The sequence below is a fragment of the Enterococcus sp. S86.2 genome (genome assembly GCF_059834485.2).
In genome coordinates, this window is sequence record NZ_CM206813.1 from 467,495 (window position 1) to 487,487 (window position 19,993).

A 19,993-nucleotide genomic window follows, 5' to 3' on the forward strand; every position below is an offset into this window, starting at 1 on the left:
TGCAAAATTTGACAAACTTGGGTAAAACTAAAGATGAAAAGGTTTTAGTCAAAGGGGTAAGAAAAATGATAGGTTGGGTTTTAGTTGGTGCAACAGTAATCACGTATGGGAGTAATTTTTTAGCATATCGTTATTTGAAAAATCGGCCCAGTGATTGGTTTGAAAAAATAGCGTTATACTTTGGCGTTAATATGAGTGTCTTATTTGCTGATGGAATATTTTTATTTATAGCCAAATTAGTGGAAGAGGGCATTTTATTAATTGAATAAATTATAATAGACATAATAAATGACTGTGCCAATATTTTTGGCACAGTCATTTATTTTAGCTAGACGGCGTTTTATAAGTAACTTCAATCGTGACCTTGTATCAGTCTAAATTAGCTAAGTTATTTTTAAATCAGCAGTCAGAACTTGCGACAAAAACTAAAATGCGCTAACGTGATACTAGCGAGTAATTTAAACGAATGTGTCTGATAGGAGGATATCATGGCAAAAATTATGGTAGTAGAAGACGAAGGAGTCATTCGTCAGTTAATTATGGAAGAGTTAAAAAAGTGGCAATTTGATGTCTTTGGCACCACCAATTTTGAAAATGTTTTTAGTGATTTTAGTGAAGAAGAACCACAATTGGTTTTATTAGATATTAATTTGCCAGTTTTTGATGGCTATTACTGGTGTCAAAAAATTCGTGAAGTTTCCAAGGTGCCGATTATTTTTATTTCGAGTCGCAATACGAATATGGATATGATTATGGCCATGAACATGGGGGCAGATGACTTTGTCACAAAACCTTTTGAATTGGATGTCTTGGTCGCAAAAATTAATGCTTTGTTACGCCGTTCCTACAATTATTCCGAAGCAAATGCTGAAACGTTGGTCCACAATGGTTTAACGTTGAATGTGGACAACAGTACCATGATGATTCACGATGAAGTAATTGACTTGAGTAAAAATGAATACCGGTTGTTGTACATCTTAATGAAGAATAATGGCAAAATTTTATCCCGTGAAAAATTGCTGCGGGCGTTGTGGGATGATGAACGTTATGTTGATGATAATACGTTAACCGTGAATATTAATCGCCTGCGTCGAAAAATTGAACAGGCTGGTGTGAAAGACTACATTGAAACTAAAGTAGGACAAGGTTATATTGTTCCGTAAGTTATTTTTTCACCGGTACAACAGGTCAGAATTTCAAATTTAGGAGCGAACATGAATTTTTTTAAATATTTAAAAGATCAATGGTTATTAGTTTTTGGTTGGGTCGGTTTTGTCTTTTTAACAGCATTTGTGATGTGGTTAACACCAGGATTTCAGATGAGTTGGCGCAATGTTGGCTATTTGGCCTTAATCGAAGGGGTATTTTTTGCGGTAATTCTAATTTATCATTATTATTATAAGCGTCGCTGGTGGCAAAAATTACAGTCTGCTGAAGAAGAAAGTCCCATTCAAAATTATTTAACTGGGGCAAGAACTTATGAAGAACAAGTACAACAAGACTTCATTAACCAAATTATTCGGGAACATCAAGTCCATATGCAAAAAATAATAGCGGCCCAAGAAGAGCAAAAAGACTATATCGACTCTTGGGTTCATGAAATTAAAGTCCCATTAGCAGCTAGTCGTCTTTTGCTGCATGCAGTAGAATTTGATATTTCTGATGAAAAATATATGCAATTAGAAAATGAATTAGGCAAAATTGATGGCTATGTTGAACAAGTTTTATACGTTGCTCGCTTGGATAATTTTTCAAAAGATTATTTAATTGAGGAAACGAAGTTAAAGAGTGTGATACAGCCAATTATGCGGAGCAATGCCAACTATTTTATTCAAAAGAAATTGCGGTATCAAGTTATTGGTGAAAATCACAGTGTGCTAACTGATGCGAAGTGGATTGGTTTTATTTTTCAACAGCTGTTAAGTAACGCGATTAAATATACGCCGGAAAATGGTGAAATTTTCATTTTACTCGATAAATCTGATAAAGGGGTAACTTTGACAGTAAAAGACAGTGGAATTGGGATTCCCAAAGAAGATTTACGCCGTATTTTTGATAAAGGTTTTACTGGCCAAAACGGTCGCTTTTCTGAAATGCATGCAACAGGCTTGGGGCTTTATTTAGCGCAAAATTTGGCAAATCAGTTGGGCGTAGAATTAACAGCGGAATCAACCGTAGGAGTTGGCACAGCCATGACATTGTTCTTTCCGTATGTCTCTTATTATCAAGAACAGCGCTAAACTCGTAGGAAACTGCGAGTTTTTTCTTGTTTGCAAAACGTTTTCACTGCTACACTGATTGGGTGTCTTTTTAGATTATATAGATTGAGGAGAATGTCAATGGCTTTATTAGTAGCTTTAGTACCAATGTTTGCTTGGGGCAGCATTGGATTAGTAAGTGGAAAATTAGGTGGCGATGCCAATCAACAAACCCTTGGAATGACGATGGGAGCGTTTATTTTTTCACTGGGAATCTTTTTTGTTATGCGACCAAGCATTGATATGTTAACAATTATGATTGGTTTTATTTCAGGCTTGTTTTGGTTTGTGGGACAAAATGGCCAGTTTCATGCCATGAAGGCCATGGGCGTTTCAGTTGGCTTACCACTTTCAACAGGGATGCAATTGATGCTAAATACAATTGCTGGGGCTATTTTCTTTCATGAATGGCGTCATGGGCGAGATTTTATTTTAGGATTTTTAGCTTTGGCATTATTAGTAGCGGGAGCTTACTTAACTTCCCGTAAAGATCCCAATGGTAAAAGTAAACCAGAAGTCGGTATGAAAATGTATGATTTTGGCAAGGGGTTTCGTTTCTTGTTTATTTCGACAATTGGCTATGGTCTTTATACGATTATCATTACTTGGGCTGGACTTGATCCTTTAGCAATTATTTTACCTCAAAGTATTGGGATGTTAACTGGTGCGTTATGTTTTTCAGCGCGAAAAGTTGCCTTTGATAAATATGTCTGGCGCAATATTACTTCGGGCCTTTTGTGGGGGATCGGAAATATTTGTATGCTGTTATCCATTCAAACCGTTGGCCTGGCGGTCGGATTTTCGTTATCACAAATGGGTATTATCATTTCGACTTTGGGTGGAATTTTCTTATTAGGTGAACACAAGACGAAAAAAGAAATGTTTTATGTCATTATCGGTTGCCTTCTTGTTATTTTTGGTGGTATTCTTTTAGGATATATGAAGGCTTTATCTTAAAAGTAGACTAAAAGAAATATCGTTAAATTATGAGGGGGAGCCCAATGAATTTTCGCAAAAAAGAGATTGAAACAGGTTATGCTAATGACCTAAAGCGTAATCTGCAGCTAAAAGATTTAATTATGCTGGGAATTGGCGCTATTATCGGAACGGGAATTTTTGTGATTACGGGGGTGCCAGACGCCAATCATGCTGGTCCGGCATTAACGTTATCTTTTGTTTTAGCAGCGGTAGTAGTGGGTTTATCAGGACTTTGTTTTGCTGAATTTTCAGCGCGTATTCCTGTTATCGGCGGACCATATGCCTACATGTATGTTGTCTTTGGTGAATTTGCCGCTTGGTTTACAGGCTGGTTTTTAATTTGTGAGTTTTTATTAGCTGTTTCATCAGTCGCTTCTGGTTGGTCAGGTTATATGCAGGGATTTTTGGGTAGCTGGGGTATTCATTTACCCAAGGGGCTAACAGCTGGATATAATGCTGCAAATGGCACATATATCGACTTGATTGCTGCATTGGTGATTGTTTTTATTACTTTTTGGGTGAGCCAAGAAGCCAAAAAAGCATTACGCTTAAACAATGCGATGGTGTGGGTGAAATTTTTCATTATTATTTTATTTATTGCGGTTGGAATCTTTTATATTAAACCCAATAACTGGACACCGTTTATGCCGAATGGTGCCAGTAGTGTTTTTCGCGGATCATCTTTAGTTTTCTTTGCCTTTTTAGGGTTTGATTCAGTGGCAATGGCAGCAGAAGAAGTGAAAAATCCACAAAAGGATGTACCAAAAGGAATTATCGGCTCTATTGGTATTGCAACTATTTTATATATTATTGTAACGTTGATTTCGACCGGGGTTGTACCATTTGCTAAGTTACAAGTATCTGATCCAATGGCGTTTGTGATGCGTTATGCCGGACACGGCTTTTTAGGTTCTGTAATTTCTGTGGGGGCCATTTTAACACTACTAACGGTAACAATTTCAATGATGTATTCTTTAGCGCGTTTATTGTATGCCATAAGCAAAGATGGTCTTTTACCAAAGCAAATGCAAAAAATTGATCAAAAAACGCGTACACCAAAAAATGCGACTTTTGTCGCGGGAGCCTTTGCATTATTCTTTGCCGCTGCTTTTCCGTTGCAGATTTTGGCGGAGTTAACGAATATTGCCGCCTTGGTTTACTTAATGATGGTTTCTGGTGGTATTTTGAAATTACGGAAAGAATTTGGTAAACCAGAAAAAGGCCAATTTGCAGTGCCCTTTGTACCCTTGTTGCCAATTTTATCGGTGCTGGCTTGTATCTTTTTAATTGCACAGTTTAGCGTGACCACGTATCTTGTTTTTGCTGTAACGTTAGTATTAGGTTTAGCAATTTACTTTTTCTATGGGTATCGCAACAGTAAGATGAACAACGAATAAATTGAAAAGGTGTCAAAAACTTCCAAATTAAGTAGGGAGTTTTTGACATCTTTTTTCATTTTAGCTAGAAAATTTATGATTTTGGATAAACGAGCAGGCGGTCTTGATTTAAGGTCGTAATTTGAATCGGCCGTTCATAAAAGTCATTTAAAACAGGCGCGGTGATTAAATCAGCGGGTGTTCCTTTGGCATAAATTTGACCATTGCGAATCATCAGGACTTGTGAAATAAATGGTAAAATTTCTTCGGTGTGGTGGGTGACAAATAAAATCGTTGGGGCATTTTTTTGCTGTTTTAGTTTGGTAATCTTTGCTAATAAGTCTTCCCTTGCAAATAGATCCAGACCATTACAAGGCTCATCTAAAATTAAAAGCTCGGGGTCAGCCATGAGGGCGCGGGCAATTAAAACAACTTGTTTTTCTCCTTGGGATAAAATTTGATAAGTTTTTTGCAGCAGTTGGCCGCCTCCTAATGTGGTTAATAGGGCAGCTGCTTTTTCTTCATCTGCCAGATTGTGTTCTTGCCATAAGCCAATACTGGCAAATTTACCAGAGATGACGATGGAAAGTGCAGTGTCACTTTGATACAATTTTGCCTCTACGACATTGCTGACCCAGCCAATCCGTTTTGTTAAATTAGGTATATTTGCTTTCCCAAATTCAGATTCCAAAACAGTTAGTTTACCATTTGACGGCCAAATATTTCCGGCAATCATTTGCAATAATAATGTCTTACCAGCGCCATTTAAGCCTAAAATAGCCCAATCTTCACCATTTTCAATTCTCCAATTGATATTATTCAATAAAACTTTTTGTTTACGAATTAAATTGACTGCTTCAAAACTTAAAATTGTCATGGTAAGCCCACCTTTTAATTAACAGAATTTTCCTACAATTTAATGATAGCAGAGGTAGCAACGTTTAGCTATCCTAAAAAAATTTGCACAAGTAAAAGAAAATATTGCAGTGCAGCTGTAGCGATGCAGCTGTAGTTTGCAGAGTGTTTTAAGCTGTTATGTGAAATAAAAAAGTACTAAAGAAGAAAGTCCAATTGACTTTTTTTCTTTAGCACTCAGGTAGCTTATCAAAAATTATTTTTCGCTTTGGGTTAATTCCAAGAGGCGTTGTTTTAAATCAGCCTCCATATGGCCCAATTCCACTTCAGCGGCGCGGCGTTTTTCTTTACCTTCTCGTTGAATTTGTAAGGTTTGTTGGATAGTTTCGACTAAGTCGTTTTGAGTTTTTTGCAAGGTCTCAATATCCACAATGCCACGTTCGTTTTCCTTAGCTGTTTCAATTGCAGAAACTTTTAACATTTCAGAGTTTTTCTTCAACAATTCATTGGTTGTTTCAGAAACTTGACGTTGTGCTGTTACAGCATCTTTTTGACGTAATAGGGTCAAGGCAATCACAACTTGGTTTTTCCACAATGGAATAGCTGTATTAACAGACGCTTGGATCTTTTCTGCTAATGCTTGGTTGGTATTTTGAATTAAACGAATTTGTGGTGCTTGTTGGATCGTGATTTGACGCGCTAAACGCAAATCATGGGTTCGTTTATCCAAACGGTCTAAAAATTGATTGTAGTCATTGACGATTTGGACATCCATTTGATCACCGGATGCTTGTGCTTTGGCTACTGCTTCGGGGATAATTTTGGTTTGTAATTCCTCCATCTTTAATTCACCAGCGGCAATGTAAAGATTTAAGGCATCAAAATAATCTTTGTTTTTATGGTAAAGTTGCTCCAACATTAAGTTATCTTTTAATAAGCCATCTTTTTCTTTGTCCAATTTAACGGCAATTTTATCAATTTGGGCCCCGATTTTTTGATACTTGGCCGTAATTTCATAAATTGATTGTTTTACTTTGCCAAACATTCGTTTAAAAACATTGCCCTCCCCAGCTCTTAAATCGTCAGGATTGGCTTCGTTTAAACGATACATTAAATCTGTCAACGAATCGCCAACAGGACCAATATCCGCTGCTTGCACGTGATTTAACATGGATTGAGAAAACTCGCTTAATTTTTGTTGTGCTACTGCGCCGTAAGTAATAACGCCTTGTTGATCGCTAACATCGATTTTTGCAGCGAGCTCTTGTGCTTGTACTTTACGATCTTCTGGGAGTTTATCGACAAGCCGCTCTGCTTTTTGTTGGTCTTTCAAAACGTTAATTTCATTTTGCTGTGTCTGTGTTAAAGAACCTACTGGTGTAGTAAAAGGATTGTTTAATAAATCGTCTAGTGTTTGATCGACGTTTTGTTGTGTTTCGGGTGTATCCGCCATGTTCATTCCTCCAATATTAAGTCATTGACCTAAATAAGTGTTTAATAAAAAATCTAGCTTGCGCTAGATTTTTTTCTGTAAGCGCCTGCTTACAAACTATTATCTCTTTTTAAGCTTTGTTTGGCAATGGAAAGCTCTACATCTAAATCCTCTAAATCATCAGCGACAAATTGTTGATAATCTTTTGCAATTAACGCCGCCATTTGATCGATAATTTGGGAGCTTTCTTCAATTTTTTCATATGTTTCTTTTGTTTTAATTTCATGACCATTGATTTCAATAAATTTGTCCGTTAAATCAACCATGTTTGGCAAATGGGTGTATAAAAAGTGATTAGCAAAATGCAATTTTTGTGGATCTTTCACCAACTCTTTAAACAACGCTTTTGATGCCCGTAAAGTATCATGCCGCAGGTCAATGGCTTTTAACTTGGCATTTTTATTAATATTTGTCTGTAATTGTAAAACTTGTTTTTTTGTTTGGTTCATTGTTTCTCGGAAAAATTCAATTTCTTTTTCTGTCATGCCACTTTCTAAGTAATGTGCTTCTTTTTCTTTGGTCATAATTGGCAATGCAGAAGGACTATTACTGCGACGCCGATTTTTCACGCCGTAAATAATCAAAGATGCCCCACCTACGACAAGTACAAATGGGATAAGTTCATCTGAATTGCCGGATTTTAGTAAACCAAATAGTAGTAAACAAGCGATAATTACCAGTAAGAGCGTGCTGGTTTTCTTCTTCATTTTTTTACCCTCCTATAATTTGGGTGATTTATCTTTTAAAGGTCTTCCCTTAACTTCACGAGTTCATTTTACCACGGGGGAAGGTGGAAAAAAATCAGACCAAGGGTGGATTTTTGCGATTTAGAAAATTCATAAGATTTATTATCGCAATCTTAAGTTTCCCGTTCGTGAAATTGTGTATAATAGTATTTAGTTTTGATAAACAACAAGTTCTTTTTTTGACTTGGTTTGTGTGTTGCTTTGCTTAAGCAAAGAGTAAATAAATATTACGGATAGAAAGTAGGGATAAGATGCTTTCCTTTGCAGATTTTGAAGAAAAAACAATTCAACGAAAAGAATTATTTCACGGCAAAATCATTGATGTCTTTTTAGACGATGTTGCTTTACCTAATGGCGGCAGAGCCAAACGGGAATTAGTGTTTCATCCTGGCGGTGTGGGGATTATTGCCATTACGCCAGAAAATAAGTTGCTTTTGGTGAAACAATTTAGAAAACCTTTGGAAAAAGTTATTTTGGAAATTCCTGCCGGTAAAATTGATCCCGGTGAAGGAAGTCACCCGGAAATTACGGGTGCGCGGGAATTGGAAGAAGAAACTGGTTTTACTGCTAAAGAAATGAAGCATGTTGGTTCCATGTATTTGTCACCGGGCTTTTCAAATGAAATGCTACATTTGTATCATGCAGTAGATTTAATTAAAGTAGAAAATCCACGAGCACAAGATGAAGATGAGGTGCTGGAACTATATACCTTGACCCTTTCAGAAGCAAAAGATGCAGTGAAAAAAGGTTTAATTTGTGATGCCAAAACGATGTATGCTATTACCTATTGGGAATTATTACAGAAATGAGGAGCGTAAGTGAGTAAAGGTCCATTAATTACCCGCAGTGAATTGCGCCGTCAAAAGGAAAAGGCTGGTATTGTAGAAGAATTTGATGCACCGGTGCGGGAAAAAAACACGATGAAGTTACAAAAAGAATACGACCGTAAAGATGAAAAAATTAAAAACTTCTATCGTAAAGAGGCGAAAAGACAAAAAGAACTAACAAAAACGAGAAGTGGCGAGTCCCGCAAATCCCGTGAACTAAACAGTTTTTTAGTGGGGGCGATTATTGTCGTCTCATTATTAATCGGCGTTGTCTTATTAGCAACCTTCTTTTTATAGTTAGCACAAAGTAATAAGTTGAAATCATGGAATGCCGTTTAGGCTACTTGGTTTCAACTTTTTTTAGGATAAGTTGACCGAGTACATAAAGCTTTTCAAAGTGTCTAGTTTTACAAACTAGCTTTCTCGGCCTTAAGTCAAAATTTCAAGAAATTTGAAAAGCAATTTATTGAAATCCTGTCTTAATGCGCAAAAGCTAAACGAGTTTGTAAAGCTTTTCTAGGTGTCTAGCTTTATGAACTAACTCGCAGCGACAATAAGTCAAAATCTTGAAAAATTTGAGGAACAATTTATCAAGACTTTCGTCTTATTGCTAGCGAGTTGATCGAGTAGATAAAGCTTTTCTAAGTGTCTAGCTTTATGAACTAACTCGCAGCGACAATAAGTCAAAATCTTGAAAAATTTGAGGAACAATTTATCAAAACTTTCGTCTTATTGCTAGCGAGTTGACCGAGTAGATAAAGCTTTTCTTATCGAGTGATATTTTTTTTAGAAACTGGTACTATTAGGCTAAATAATAGAAGTAAAAGCTGGAGGAATTTGTGTGAAAATTGGAATTATCGGTGCTATGGAAGAAGAAATTAAAATTTTGCGAAGCGCCATTGACAGTCCACTGTCTTGGGAGAGGGCGGATGCTTTGTTTATCTCTGGCCGCATTGGCAATCATGAAGTTATTGTTGTACGGTCTGGTATTGGCAAAGTGGCAGCCTCTGTCACAACGAGTCTATTGATTCAGCAATATGGGGTAAATATGGTTGTTAATACTGGTTCGGCTGGCGGAATCGGAGCCGATCTTAGTGTCGGCGATTTAGTAATTTCCGAAAAATTAGCTTACTTTGATGTCGACGTTACCGGTTTTGGTTACAAGAAAGGCCAATTACCGGGGGGATTTCCCCTTTATTATGATGCTAGTGCTTATTTGCAACAAGTCATGACTGAAGCAGCAGAAAAAACAGCGCATCGAATCAAAAAGGGCTTGATTGTAACCGGAGACAGTTTTATCGACAGTCCGACTAAGGTGGATGCTATTTTAAATGATTTTCCAACAGCCTTAGCTTGTGAAATGGAAGGCGCGGCAATTGCTCAAACGGCCAGTCAGTTTGCTATTCCGTTTCTTGTAGTGCGGGCTATTAGCGATACTGCTGATCACAGCGCTACAATTAGCTTTGATGAGTTTATCGAAGAAGCAGGCAAACGTTCGGCAGAACTTGTTTTAGAATTTATTCGCATTTTAAAATAGGTAGGAATATTGCGTCAAAAAGACTGGAGGCATAAGATGAAAAAAGCGTTAATTTCAATTGACTACACCAATGATTTTGTCGCAACAGATGGCAAATTGACCACGGGTGCAGCTGGGCAAGCAATTGAACAAAAGTTGGTAGAATTTACCAAAGATTTTATTGAAGCGGGCAACTATACTGTATTTGCCATTGATGCCCATGATCCAAATGATGCGTATCATCCAGAGAATAAGTTGTTTTTGCCCCATAATGTAATTGGAACGACTGGGCGAAATCTTTATGGCAGCTTGAATTCCTTATACGAAAAAAATAAAGATGCTGCAACGGTTTATTGGATCGATAAAAGACATTACTCGGCTTTTAGTGGTACCGACTTGGATATACGTTTGCGAGAAAGAGGAATTACTGATTTGTACTTAACAGGTGTTTGTACAGACATTTGTGTTTTGCACACCGCAGTAGATGCGTATAATCTGGGCTATCAGTTACACATTGTAAAAGATGCAGTGGCAAGCTTTGATGAAGTGGGACATAACTGGGCGTTAACACACTTTCAAAATACGCTAGGAGCAGAGCTTTTATAGCTAAGTGAAGGAGAAAAAGATGAGTATTTTTGATCGTTTGAAAGACGGCTTTGATTTAGCCGATATCAGCGGCATTATTGGTGACTTGCAAAAAGAGGGCAATTTGAACTTTGATAAAATTCTAAGCAACGATTTTATTAAACAATTTACGGACTTTAACAATAAAGATGAATTGTTAGATAAGTTGGGGATTCATGATTTAAGTCAACTAAGTAATTTGCTACAAAATCCTGCTGCAAAAGAAAAAATTGACGGTGTTATTAACCATAACTCACAGTTTGCAAATTTAGAAGAACTATTAAAAAAAGCCTTAAAACGTTAAGTTATCTCAAAAAAACTCAGTGGAAAGTCAGCTAAAACTAGCTGTTACGATCACTGAGTTTTTCACGTATAAGAAAGCATAAGTTTTTTTTAGCAGTAAAACATTAAAGGGATAGTTCTGACGATAGCCATTCTTTCAAAGGAACTCACTGTGACAATCAGGCAAAACTTCAAGAAATTTGGGAAATAATTTATTGAAATTCCCCTTATTGCAGGTGTGTTCCATGCGTTTGAGGAGCTTTTCTGAATTTTTATTGTTGTAAAAACCGTAGTAAAGCATCCTTTTGCAAATAAGGTATAGTACCATCGCCTTTTGTAGGTGAACCACCACCGCGTCCGGCAAATTTTTGGTTGGCAGTCCGAATTACTTGGCCAATTGGACGTTTTGGATCAGCTGTTTTTAAGTATAAATGATAGCGTAAACTATCCTCATCACTTGTGGCGGTACAAATCAGCTTATCAGGATAAATTTCGGCTATTTTTTTTGACGCTGTTTGTAATTCTTTTGCTTCGGTGTCAGTTATTTCACTGTAAATGAAATGTGGTGTCAGTTCTTTGGCATTTGCCACCAACTCATTTACTTGATAAAGCGCAACTTGCCCTTGATAAAACTTGATTGTTTGTTGTTGTTCTTGGAAAGCTAAAGCTAGCCCATCAACAGGAACGTTAGCTTGTAGTGTCAATGCCGTCAATTGTTTTTGATTTGTTTCAAATTGTTGCAACAAACGATTACCACAAGCAAAATGCAAGGTAGTTGTTTTTTTGTGCTCTTTTACTTGCGTTAAAGCAATAGCTTGCACTTCGGCAGTATTTTTCACATGAGTACCACCACAACCAATAATATCAAAATCGGCAATTTTTATTAGTCGGAGATCTTTAAAGTATTTTGGTGGCGCGGTAAAGAGCGTTTCTTTTGCCAATTCTTCTTCAGTGGGAAATAGAATACTGACTTGTTTTTGTGCCCGAATAATTTCGTTGCTCCGTTTTAAAGCCGTTTGCAATTGTGTTTTATCAAGTTTCACATCAATTTCAAAAAATGAATCTTTTAATGTCATTTGTTCTTTTGTGATTCTTGCTTGAAATAGATCTTCGCAAACTCGGGCTAAAATGTGTTGGCCGGTATGTTGCTGCATGAAGTCAAAGCGTTGCTCCCAATTTATTTTGACAAGAACTTTTTCAGGCAATGTCTCAACGTCAATGTCGAGATAATAAAATACACTGTCTGCTGTTTTTTGTATTTTTAAAATAGGATTGCCCGCAATCCAAGCACAATCAGCCGGTTGACCGCCACCACCAGGATAGACGACAGTTTCCTTTAAGCAGACAAAATTGCCAATTTCATCTTTTCCGCGTTCTGTAATAGTTGTTTCAATTTCAGTTAAATAACTATTTTGTGCATATTTTTCCAAAGTAAATCACCTCTTTTAAAGTTGTTAAAAAGAGCAATAAGTTAAACGTATTTATTTCTACGTAAGCTTACTGCTCTAATTTTTAATTACCAGATATGCACGCGTTTTTCCGGCGCTTTATACATACCATCGCCTTCTTTAATTCCGTAAGTTTCAAAGAATTCAGGGACATTTTGTAACTGAATATTCGCCCGTAATTTTGCTGGCGCATGGACATCAATAGCTAGTAACAATTGTTGGTATTGTTCCCGTGCTTTTGTACGCCAAATTTTTGCCCAGTTGACAAAGAAGTCTTCAAAAGCGACATCTGCTTCTTTTTTAGCTGCAGCTAGAGCACAACTAACACCACCGGCATCGGCAATATTTTCTGAAACGGTTAAGGTACCGTTAACCGTGCCACCGGCAAAGGCAATACCGTCAAATTCTGCAATCATTTGAGCAGATAATGTTTCAAAATGCGCTAAATCAGTATCCGTCCACCAATTATTCATGTTGCCATACTCATCAAATTTCGCCCCGTTATTGTCAAAAGCATGGGAAATCTCGTGGGCAATAACGGCACCAATACCACCATAGTTGGCGCTAGTCGATTGTTCTAAACTATAAAATGGCGCTTGTAAAATCGCAGCAGGAAAAACGATAATATTTTTGAAGGGATGGTAATAGGCATTCACAGTCGCAGCGCTCATTTCCCATTCGTTGCGGTCAGCACTTTTTCCATAACGACTAAAATTATCTTCTCTGACAATTCGACTAAATTTACGACTATTTTCCACCAGCGTGCCACCGGCGTTTTTTGGCGTAGTATCAAATTTTTCATAAAAAGCAGGAATTGTTTCAGGATAACCCACTTGAACGCCTAATTTATTTAATTTTGTAATTGCTTTGGCACTGGTTTCTTTTGATAACCAGTCGTTTTTTTCCAAGCGGTCTTGGTAGATGCCAATCATAGTGTGAACCATGTGTTCAACATCTTGCTTTGCCTTTTCACCAAAGTATTTGGTTCCATAAAAGCGACCGACTACTTGACTAAAACGACCATTCGCTAAGTAAAAAGCTGCTTTTTCTTGTGGCATGGCACTAGGCGCACCAGACAATTGACGGGAATAAGTGCCGCCTAATTGCCGCAATTCTTCACTTAATAAATTGGTGTATCCCAATGCAGTTTGAATATACAGCCAATTTTGTAATAAGGAGAAGTTCTCTTCTGTCAGCAGTGTATTTAATGCGTCAAAATAATCGGGTTCAGTTACAATAATTGTCTCAGGTGTGGTCTTAATTAAATTTTCTACTAGCTCTTTTAAATCTAAGACAGGTGCATAGGCACAAAATTCAGTAAAGCTGCGGGGATTATAGTTTTTGCTATAGTCGGCATTTTCTTCTGAACTTCTTACGTGAGGGACAATTAGGCGATCAAAAGCCAGCGCATCTTCAGTAATTTCTTGGGCTTCTTTCTGGTTATGGCCCATTTTTTCTAAGACAGCAATTGTCATAGCTGCAAAAACTTCCAATAATTTTGCCCCTTGAGGATGTTCTTTTGCATAATATGTTTTATCTGGCAAAATTGTATCAGCCGGATAAGCAAATAAAACATTTTGTTGGGTATTTTTCATATCTTGATCCACGTTTAAGCTAAAAGGTAGCGGGAGACCTTCTAAAACCCAATTCGTTAATTGTTGATTTAGATCTTCGTAATCTTTTAGACCACGAATTCTACTTAACAACGGTTGGATCGGTTCAGCGCCAAGTTCATCTCGCGTTTTATAATCTTTAGCTAATTCGTAATAGGCAATGACGTCTTTCATTTTTCCTTGGGGAATTTTACTTTCATCAGCTAGCATATCCTTAAATTCTGTTTGCAATAATTTATCAATGCCATCGACTAAATCTTGAAACCCACCTGTGGCTGGTTTATCAGCTGGAATGACAGCGGTTTTCATCCAATCACCATTGACGTATTCATAAAAATCATCTTTTAGTAAGTTGTTCATAAGACCACATCCTCCTATTTCTAATATCTCAATTCTCCGTAAAATTAAGATAATTTTGGGACAATCTGCCCATTTTTTCGTATCATTACCTATTATCATACACAGAAAGCTTTTTCACAAAGAAAACGTTCAGAATTTTTTGACGTTAGCTCAGAAAATCTCAACTAACAAACTTATGCTATACTTATCGCGAGGTGAGAAGATGACAATTACAAATGAATGGCTAGGGATTTCAGAATCAGAATTTTATCCTTATCGCAATATCACCACCAAATCAGGTTATCTATGTGGCACAAGCGCGGCAACAGTTTTTTTGTGTTACTACCAAGATCATCTTGTAAAAACAATTGTGCCTGAACACATTCGTCAAAATGGCAGTGAAAATACCAAAGCATTGCAAGATTTGCTACGGGTAATCATTCAACCTTTTGATTTTCCAACTATTTCTTTACAAGTTTCCCACGGTCTTTCCCGCTATTTTCGTTTGTTTAAATTACCATTTAGAGCTCGTCAAACTCCTGTTGGTGGCTTAGAACGGGTAAAAAAACGTCTGCTACATGGTAAACCAGTAATTGTCGGTTTAATGAAACTTAAAGGAAGCACCTATGGGAATCACTGGGTAGTAGCGTATGGTTATAAAAAAGATGAAACAGGGAAAGAATGGCTTAAAGTTCATGATAACTGGGGAAACTATCATAAAGTTATCCCTGCTAGCTGGATTAATGGGACCATTTCGTTACCTTAAAATAGATAAGAGGGAAACCAGCTGTTACAGTTCAAAAAAGAGTAAAAAGATGTTAGAATGAAAAAGAATTTGTCATAAAAAATGACTAGCGCAAAGAACTGCCAATAACTAAGGAGGCTATCATGGGGGAACAATACCAGGATCAATCGTTGAAAATTTTTAGCTTGAATGGAAATGAACCGTTAGCAGAAAAAATTGCTGCTGTCTTTGGCACAAAATTAGGCCAATGTGCGATTAAGCAATTTAGCGACGGTGAAATTTCAATTAGTATCGAAGAAAGTGTGCGAGGTGCGCACGTGTATCTGATTCAAGCAACAAATCAACCTGTTAATGATTATTATATGGAATTGTTGATTATGATCGATGCAATGAAACGAGCAAGTGCGAAGACAATTAATGTTGTCTTACCCTATTATGGTTATGCTCGTCAAGACAGAACAGCTAGACCTCATGAACCAATTACAGCTAAGCTTGTGGCGAATATGTTACAAGAAGCTGGTGCAACCCGAATTTTGACGTTGGATTTACATACCGTTCAAGTTCAAGGTTTCTTTGATATTCCAGTGGACAATTTATTTACGATGCCGCTTTTTGCCAAATATTATCGGGAAAAGAAAATGTTTGGAGACGACTTTGTGGTTGTTTCACCGAAGAACTCCGGGGTCAACAGAACCCGCAGCTTAGCAGAGTATCTAAATACAACATTGGCGATTGTCGACCAAGAGGAAAGTGATGAAAACGGCGGTTATGTAATCGGCGATGTCACAGGAAAAACTTGTATTATGGTGGACGACATTTTAAATACTGGGAATACATTTAAAGTTGCAGCGCGCTTGTTAAAAGAAGCAGGTGCCAAAGAAGTTTATGCTTGTGCTTCCCATGCACTATTATCACCGCCAGCAAAAGAAAACTTGGAAAGTGCAGATATTACAGATATTTGTGTGACAGATTCTTGTTTTACAGATGAAAGTCGCCATCCTAATAATTTGACGTATATCACTTGTGGTCAATTAATGGGAGAAGCTGTGAAACGAATTCACGAAAATACACCAATGAGCCCTCTATTCCGTTTGGAAGAAAAAGATTTTGCTTAAGCTAATACAATTACGATTTGGACTGTATCAAACTTTTGGTACAGTCTTTTTATTTGGCGAAAAAGGAAAAATGGTAATCAATTAATAAAAAATTCTTTTTATGCTAGAATGACCCTAGTATGCACAAGAAAAGGTGAAGAGAGTGAAAGAAATTTATTTGGATCATGCGGCAACAACACCGCTACACCCAGAAGTAATAAAAGCGATGACAGAAGCGATGCCAATTTTTGGGAATCCTTCTAGCGTACATGGCTTTGGTCGCAAAGCCCACGAAAAATTAGAAGCGAGTCGGCAATTGATTGCCAAAAGTTTAGGGGTGAAAGCCCATGAAATTATTTTTAACAGTGGCGGTACAGAAGGAGATAACACCGCGATTATCGGCACCGCTCTTGCTCGTCAAGAATTAGGGCGACATGTGATTACCACTGCAATCGAACATCCGGCTGTTTTAGAATCGATGCACTATTTGGAAAAACAGGGCTTTGAAGTTACCTATTTACCCGTCGATGAAAAAGGCCAATTAGCAATAGAAACGCTAAAAGATGCCTTGCGTCCGGAGACAATCTTAGTATCTGTGATGGCAGCCAATAATGAAACAGGTAATTTATTACCCATCAAAGCCATCGGTGAATTGTTAAAAGATCATCCTGCTATTTTTCATACGGATGCAGTTCAAGCTTTTGGAAAAACTGCTTTAGATCCTTACGAAAATAATATTGATTTATTCAGTATTTCAGCGCATAAAATTAACGGACCCAAAGGCGTAGGCTTCTTGTTTAAAAAAGATGGCGTAAACTTACCAAGTTATCTTCATGGTGGAGAACAAGAAGAAAAGCGACGTGCCGGGACAGAAAATTTAGTGGGAATTATTGGCATGGCAAAAGCGGTAGAAATTCTAACCCCAGAAAAGCAATTGGAAAATAAAGCTCATTACGCAAAATTGGCAGAATTACTGCTAAAAAAATTAGACGAAGCAAAAATTGCTTATCATATGAATGGTGATGTGACGCATAAATTGCCTCATGTTTTAAATTTACAATTGAATGATGTGGATAACAATTTATTGTTAATGAAATTAGATTTACAAGGCCAAGCGATTTCAACAGGCTCTGCTTGTACGGCCGGCAACATTGAACCTTCTCACGTTCTGACAGCCATGTATGGCAAAGACAGTGATGCAATCCACGAATCCATTCGCGTCAGCTTTGGTTTTGGTAATACGGCAGAAGATGTCGCATATTTTGCTGAAAAACTAATTGCGGCTTGCCAAAAATAACGAAAGAGCAGTAGTCAAACACTCAGAAAACTTTTATAATTAAAGAGACAATCAGATTGTAGCGGTAATAAAGTCAGTAGTAAAAATAAGAGATGGCAAAAGTTAAGGCTAATTTTTTATGAAAGCGGCAAGTTTTATTACCAGCAATTAAAAAGCAGGGGGGAAAATAGATGGCATTTCAAAAAAAGGCAACGGTGTTAGGTGCAAACGTTATGTACCAATTAGACCCAGAGGCAAAGAAATACACATTGCGCGATAATGGTTTTAAAGAAACAAATGGGGGGAATTTTCAATTAATTCAACCACTTGAAGCAACACCTCAAAGTAAGGAAGGCTTCAAATTGAAAATCACCGTTGATGGGGAAATAGAAACTTTAAAAATGTCAATTACGACAGCAAATGGTTTAAAAGCAGTAAATATTTTTAAAGACCCACAACATAAAATGTTACAAGATAAATTTTACTTTTTAATGGATGGCTTTATTAGTCGTGGCCTCTTTGAAAAAGTTGCTTAAAAATTTGCCGCCGCCAGCTTTTGCTGGTGGTTTTTTTTGTAACCAATCATAAGTTTTGTACGAAAAAATTTGTCATGTTGCTAACGTTAGCGAACAGACCGCGTGCAGCCAGCTTTTTTAGGTGGCTAGCTTTATGCACGAACTCGCAGCGACAATAAGTCAAAATCTTGAGAAATTTGGGAAATTTATATTTGCTAATAGTAATTTTTTTACCCAATCATAAAGCTGGTTTATACTTGAAGTAAGAAAAGCGAGATGGAGGTAGACACATGGAAATTGCTGGCGAAAAGATTTACCCGATTGGTTTAGGAACGTGGCATATGGGAGACGACTTAGTAAAAAGAACAGCAGAATTAGCAGCTTTGCAAACGGGTCTCAAACAAGCAAGTTCGACGGTAAAAATCGCAATTGATACAGCCGAAATGTATGGAGATGGCAATTCAGAAGAGTTAGTAGGAAAAGCGCTACAGTCTGTCTCGCGGGAAAACGTTTATCTAATTTCAAAAGTTTACCCTTGGAATGCTACAAAAGAAAAATTGCCTCAAAGTTTAGCTGCTAGTTTGAAGCGATTAAAGACGGATTATCTTGACTTGTATTTACTACATTGGCCAGGAGAAGTGCCCTTAGCTGAAACAGTCACTGCATTAGAGGATGCTAAAAAAAGTGGTTTGATTAAAAATTGGGGCGTTTCAAATTTTGATCTATCCGATATGCAAGAACTGTGGCAACTACCAGCTGGCAAAAACTGTGCTGCCAATGAAGTCTTATATAATTTAGGTAGCCGCGGCATTGAATTTGATCTACTTCCTTGGCTGAATAAGCAACAAGTGCCATTAATTGCGTATTCTCCGATTGCACAAGGGGATAGTTTAGGTAATCAATTTTTGCAAGATGGTGGACTACAAGAAATTGCTGCTCGTCATGGGGTTTCTATTTTTCAATTGCTTTTAGCTTGGGCAATTCGGGATGAAAAGACATTGGCAATTCCGCAATCGAGCAACAAAGATCATGTCCTAGCAAACTTAGCTGCAGCAAAAATCCAGTTAACCAAAAAAGAGTGGCAAAAAATTGCAGCACGTTATCTTGCTCCAACCAAAAAGCAGCCATTGGCAGTATTGTAGGTGAGCGAAATGAAATTTTTTACATCCGATACCCATTATTTCCATCAAGATTTACTAGGGGACAATGATTTTGCACCGCGCCCATTTGAAGATCTGCAAACAATGCATGAATTAATGATAAAAAACTGGAATGCTGTTGTAAAAGAGGGCGATACTGTATACCATTTAGGGGATGTCGCAATGCATCCTGCTTATGAGGCAGGCTACCCGGAGATTTTAGCTTTATTGATGCGTTTGAATGGGCAGATAATTTTTATTAAAGGAAATCACGATCATCGCACGTTTTTCAAATTTTTAGAAAAAAATAATAGAATCTTATCAAATGGTCAGCCAAAATTTCAGTTTGCAGATGTGGGGATCATTATCAAATTTAATCACCATCAGTATTATTTGACGCATTATCCCATGTTGTTGGGGGTCACCAAAAACATTCGTAATTTGCATGGACATGTGCATCATTATAGTGTACCGATTAAAGAAAATATCAATGTCGGCGTCGATGCACCAGAAATTGATTTCTTACCAGAAAAATTGCCCTTTGGAACTCCCATCTCAGAAAATCAAATTGATCTGATTGCAGCCAAGAAAGAAGCAGAATTGGCTAAACTTCGTTAATAAAATAACCTTAAAATATTTTTTTAAAAAGTTGGATCTTCAAAAAGAAACAAAAGGAATTTTCCTTTTGTTTCTTTTTTTTATTCTGAAAATTATTTCTTAAATAAATTTTTTTATTTCTAATTTGAAATTTTGTGAGAATAGCAAGCGTTTACCGTCTTTTTGTCTTGCCGTTAAAAATTGCGCCGGAAAGCATAATTGTTATATAATTATAAAAAGATTAGAAAACAAAAAGAATTGTGAGGTTAAATA

Annotated in this window: 21 protein-coding genes; 16 read left to right on the forward strand and 5 right to left on the reverse strand. The window is 37.1% G+C overall.

Annotation, left to right across the window (positions count from 1 at the left end):
* Nucleotides 1-65: 65 nt before the first annotated feature.
* The 5 genes from AC6R0T_RS02090 to AC6R0T_RS02110 all read left to right on the forward strand — a co-directional run bounded on the left by AC6R0T_RS02090 (nucleotide 66) and on the right by AC6R0T_RS02110 (nucleotide 4,633).
* Nucleotides 66-269: a hypothetical protein gene (locus AC6R0T_RS02090; protein WP_206902225.1), complete on the forward strand. Its 204-nt coding sequence runs from the start codon at nucleotides 66-68 to the stop codon at nucleotides 267-269.
* Nucleotides 270-488: 219 nt separating this feature from the next.
* Nucleotides 489-1,163 carry a two-component system response regulator SapR gene (sapR, locus tag AC6R0T_RS02095; RefSeq protein WP_206902226.1) on the forward strand — a complete coding sequence of 225 codons (675 nt, stop codon included), beginning with the start codon at nucleotides 489-491 and terminating at the stop codon, nucleotides 1,161-1,163.
* Nucleotides 1,164-1,214: 51 nt separating this feature from the next.
* Nucleotides 1,215-2,240 (forward strand): two-component system sensor histidine kinase SapS, encoded by a 1,026-nt coding sequence (gene sapS / locus AC6R0T_RS02100; protein WP_303753772.1) that lies wholly within the window; start codon nucleotides 1,215-1,217, stop codon nucleotides 2,238-2,240.
* Nucleotides 2,241-2,339: 99 nt separating this feature from the next.
* Nucleotides 2,340-3,215 carry a GRP family sugar transporter gene (locus AC6R0T_RS02105; RefSeq protein WP_303753773.1) on the forward strand — a complete coding sequence of 292 codons (876 nt, stop codon included), beginning with the start codon at nucleotides 2,340-2,342 and terminating at the stop codon, nucleotides 3,213-3,215.
* 44 nt (nucleotides 3,216-3,259) lie between these two features.
* Nucleotides 3,260-4,633 carry an amino acid permease gene (locus AC6R0T_RS02110; protein ID WP_206902229.1) on the forward strand — a complete coding sequence of 458 codons (1,374 nt, stop codon included), beginning with the start codon at nucleotides 3,260-3,262 and terminating at the stop codon, nucleotides 4,631-4,633.
* Between the two features lie 73 nt (nucleotides 4,634-4,706).
* Here the strand turns inward: AC6R0T_RS02110 and AC6R0T_RS02115 are convergent, their stop codons facing one another.
* From AC6R0T_RS02115 to AC6R0T_RS02125, 3 genes are all read right to left on the reverse strand, one after another.
* Nucleotides 4,707-5,489: an ABC transporter ATP-binding protein gene (locus tag AC6R0T_RS02115; protein ID WP_303753774.1), complete on the reverse strand. Its 783-nt coding sequence runs from the start codon at nucleotides 5,487-5,489 to the stop codon at nucleotides 4,707-4,709.
* A gap of 234 nt (nucleotides 5,490-5,723) precedes the next feature.
* Nucleotides 5,724-6,920 carry a toxic anion resistance protein gene (locus AC6R0T_RS02120; RefSeq protein WP_206902231.1) on the reverse strand — a complete coding sequence of 399 codons (1,197 nt, stop codon included), beginning with the start codon at nucleotides 6,918-6,920 and terminating at the stop codon, nucleotides 5,724-5,726.
* Between the two features lie 89 nt (nucleotides 6,921-7,009).
* Nucleotides 7,010-7,666: a 5-bromo-4-chloroindolyl phosphate hydrolysis family protein gene (locus AC6R0T_RS02125; RefSeq protein ID WP_303753775.1), complete on the reverse strand. Its 657-nt coding sequence runs from the start codon at nucleotides 7,664-7,666 to the stop codon at nucleotides 7,010-7,012.
* A 290-nt stretch (nucleotides 7,667-7,956) separates the two neighbouring features.
* Between AC6R0T_RS02125 and AC6R0T_RS02130 the strand changes: the two genes are divergently transcribed.
* From AC6R0T_RS02130 to AC6R0T_RS02150, 5 genes are all read left to right on the forward strand, one after another.
* Nucleotides 7,957-8,514: an NUDIX hydrolase gene (locus AC6R0T_RS02130; RefSeq protein WP_303753776.1), complete on the forward strand. Its 558-nt coding sequence runs from the start codon at nucleotides 7,957-7,959 to the stop codon at nucleotides 8,512-8,514.
* A 9-nt stretch (nucleotides 8,515-8,523) separates the two neighbouring features.
* A complete protein-coding gene (macP, locus tag AC6R0T_RS02135) occupies nucleotides 8,524-8,829 on the forward strand; it encodes a cell wall synthase accessory phosphoprotein MacP (RefSeq protein ID WP_206902234.1) in 306 nt (101 codons plus the stop codon).
* Between the two features lie 544 nt (nucleotides 8,830-9,373).
* A complete protein-coding gene (locus tag AC6R0T_RS02140; protein ID WP_230710311.1) occupies nucleotides 9,374-10,069 on the forward strand; it encodes a 5'-methylthioadenosine/adenosylhomocysteine nucleosidase in 696 nt (231 codons plus the stop codon).
* A gap of 36 nt (nucleotides 10,070-10,105) precedes the next feature.
* Nucleotides 10,106-10,654, forward strand: a complete 549-nt coding sequence (locus AC6R0T_RS02145; protein WP_303753777.1) for a cysteine hydrolase family protein — start codon at nucleotides 10,106-10,108, stop codon at nucleotides 10,652-10,654.
* 19 nt (nucleotides 10,655-10,673) lie between these two features.
* The gene (locus AC6R0T_RS02150) at nucleotides 10,674-10,976 is read left to right on the forward strand and encodes a hypothetical protein (RefSeq protein ID WP_303753778.1); all 303 of its coding nucleotides are present in this window, start codon (nucleotides 10,674-10,676) and stop codon (nucleotides 10,974-10,976) included.
* Nucleotides 10,977-11,226: 250 nt separating this feature from the next.
* Here AC6R0T_RS02150 and AC6R0T_RS02155 read toward each other — a convergent pair whose 3' ends face one another.
* Together AC6R0T_RS02155 and AC6R0T_RS02160 are read right to left on the reverse strand one after the other, a co-directional pair.
* On the reverse strand, nucleotides 11,227-12,384 hold the full coding sequence (locus tag AC6R0T_RS02155) for an alanyl-tRNA editing protein (protein ID WP_303753779.1): 1,158 nt from the start codon (nucleotides 12,382-12,384) through the stop codon (nucleotides 11,227-11,229).
* 86 nt (nucleotides 12,385-12,470) lie between these two features.
* Nucleotides 12,471-14,375, reverse strand: a complete 1,905-nt coding sequence (locus AC6R0T_RS02160) for a M13 family metallopeptidase (protein WP_303753780.1) — start codon at nucleotides 14,373-14,375, stop codon at nucleotides 12,471-12,473.
* A gap of 202 nt (nucleotides 14,376-14,577) precedes the next feature.
* Between AC6R0T_RS02160 and AC6R0T_RS02165 the strand changes: the two genes are divergently transcribed.
* The 6 genes from AC6R0T_RS02165 to AC6R0T_RS02190 all read left to right on the forward strand — a co-directional run bounded on the left by AC6R0T_RS02165 (nucleotide 14,578) and on the right by AC6R0T_RS02190 (nucleotide 19,741).
* Complete coding sequence (locus AC6R0T_RS02165) at nucleotides 14,578-15,120, forward strand: C39 family peptidase (RefSeq protein WP_303753781.1); 543 nt, start codon at nucleotides 14,578-14,580, stop codon at nucleotides 15,118-15,120.
* Between the two features lie 122 nt (nucleotides 15,121-15,242).
* The gene (locus tag AC6R0T_RS02170) at nucleotides 15,243-16,214 is read left to right on the forward strand and encodes a ribose-phosphate diphosphokinase (protein ID WP_206902241.1); all 972 of its coding nucleotides are present in this window, start codon (nucleotides 15,243-15,245) and stop codon (nucleotides 16,212-16,214) included.
* A gap of 142 nt (nucleotides 16,215-16,356) precedes the next feature.
* Nucleotides 16,357-17,490: a cysteine desulfurase family protein gene (locus tag AC6R0T_RS02175; protein WP_303753782.1), complete on the forward strand. Its 1,134-nt coding sequence runs from the start codon at nucleotides 16,357-16,359 to the stop codon at nucleotides 17,488-17,490.
* Between the two features lie 170 nt (nucleotides 17,491-17,660).
* Entirely contained in the window at nucleotides 17,661-18,005 is a 345-nt protein-coding gene (locus tag AC6R0T_RS02180; protein ID WP_206902243.1) for a DUF1831 domain-containing protein, read from the forward strand.
* Between the two features lie 269 nt (nucleotides 18,006-18,274).
* Nucleotides 18,275-19,126 (forward strand): aldo/keto reductase, encoded by an 852-nt coding sequence (locus tag AC6R0T_RS02185; protein WP_303753783.1) that lies wholly within the window; start codon nucleotides 18,275-18,277, stop codon nucleotides 19,124-19,126.
* Between the two features lie 9 nt (nucleotides 19,127-19,135).
* The gene (locus AC6R0T_RS02190) at nucleotides 19,136-19,741 is read left to right on the forward strand and encodes a metallophosphoesterase family protein (protein WP_303753784.1); all 606 of its coding nucleotides are present in this window, start codon (nucleotides 19,136-19,138) and stop codon (nucleotides 19,739-19,741) included.
* Nucleotides 19,742-19,993 lie beyond the last annotated feature (252 nt).

What these genes read in the sequence shown, in the direction of transcription:
- AC6R0T_RS02090 (WP_206902225.1), top strand. Translation starts at nt 66, where the DNA reads ATGATAGGTTGGGTTTTAGTTGGTGCAACAGTAATCACGTATGGGAGT.
- sapR (WP_206902226.1), top strand. Translation starts at nt 489, where the DNA reads ATGGCAAAAATTATGGTAGTAGAAGACGAAGGAGTCATTCGTCAGTTA.
- sapS (WP_303753772.1), top strand. Translation starts at nt 1,215, where the DNA reads ATGAATTTTTTTAAATATTTAAAAGATCAATGGTTATTAGTTTTTGGT.
- AC6R0T_RS02105 (WP_303753773.1), top strand. Translation starts at nt 2,340, where the DNA reads ATGGCTTTATTAGTAGCTTTAGTACCAATGTTTGCTTGGGGCAGCATT.
- AC6R0T_RS02110 (WP_206902229.1), top strand. Translation starts at nt 3,260, where the DNA reads ATGAATTTTCGCAAAAAAGAGATTGAAACAGGTTATGCTAATGACCTA.
- AC6R0T_RS02115 (WP_303753774.1), bottom strand. Translation starts at nt 5,489, where the DNA reads ATGACAATTTTAAGTTTTGAAGCAGTCAATTTAATTCGTAAACAAAAA.
- AC6R0T_RS02120 (WP_206902231.1), bottom strand. Translation starts at nt 6,920, where the DNA reads ATGGCGGATACACCCGAAACACAACAAAACGTCGATCAAACACTAGAC.
- AC6R0T_RS02125 (WP_303753775.1), bottom strand. Translation starts at nt 7,666, where the DNA reads ATGAAGAAGAAAACCAGCACGCTCTTACTGGTAATTATCGCTTGTTTA.
- AC6R0T_RS02130 (WP_303753776.1), top strand. Translation starts at nt 7,957, where the DNA reads ATGCTTTCCTTTGCAGATTTTGAAGAAAAAACAATTCAACGAAAAGAA.
- AC6R0T_RS02145 (WP_303753777.1), top strand. Translation starts at nt 10,106, where the DNA reads ATGAAAAAAGCGTTAATTTCAATTGACTACACCAATGATTTTGTCGCA.
- AC6R0T_RS02150 (WP_303753778.1), top strand. Translation starts at nt 10,674, where the DNA reads ATGAGTATTTTTGATCGTTTGAAAGACGGCTTTGATTTAGCCGATATC.
- AC6R0T_RS02160 (WP_303753780.1), bottom strand. Translation starts at nt 14,375, where the DNA reads ATGAACAACTTACTAAAAGATGATTTTTATGAATACGTCAATGGTGAT.
- AC6R0T_RS02165 (WP_303753781.1), top strand. Translation starts at nt 14,578, where the DNA reads ATGACAATTACAAATGAATGGCTAGGGATTTCAGAATCAGAATTTTAT.
- AC6R0T_RS02170 (WP_206902241.1), top strand. Translation starts at nt 15,243, where the DNA reads ATGGGGGAACAATACCAGGATCAATCGTTGAAAATTTTTAGCTTGAAT.
- AC6R0T_RS02180 (WP_206902243.1), top strand. Translation starts at nt 17,661, where the DNA reads ATGGCATTTCAAAAAAAGGCAACGGTGTTAGGTGCAAACGTTATGTAC.
- AC6R0T_RS02185 (WP_303753783.1), top strand. Translation starts at nt 18,275, where the DNA reads ATGGAAATTGCTGGCGAAAAGATTTACCCGATTGGTTTAGGAACGTGG.
- AC6R0T_RS02190 (WP_303753784.1), top strand. Translation starts at nt 19,136, where the DNA reads ATGAAATTTTTTACATCCGATACCCATTATTTCCATCAAGATTTACTA.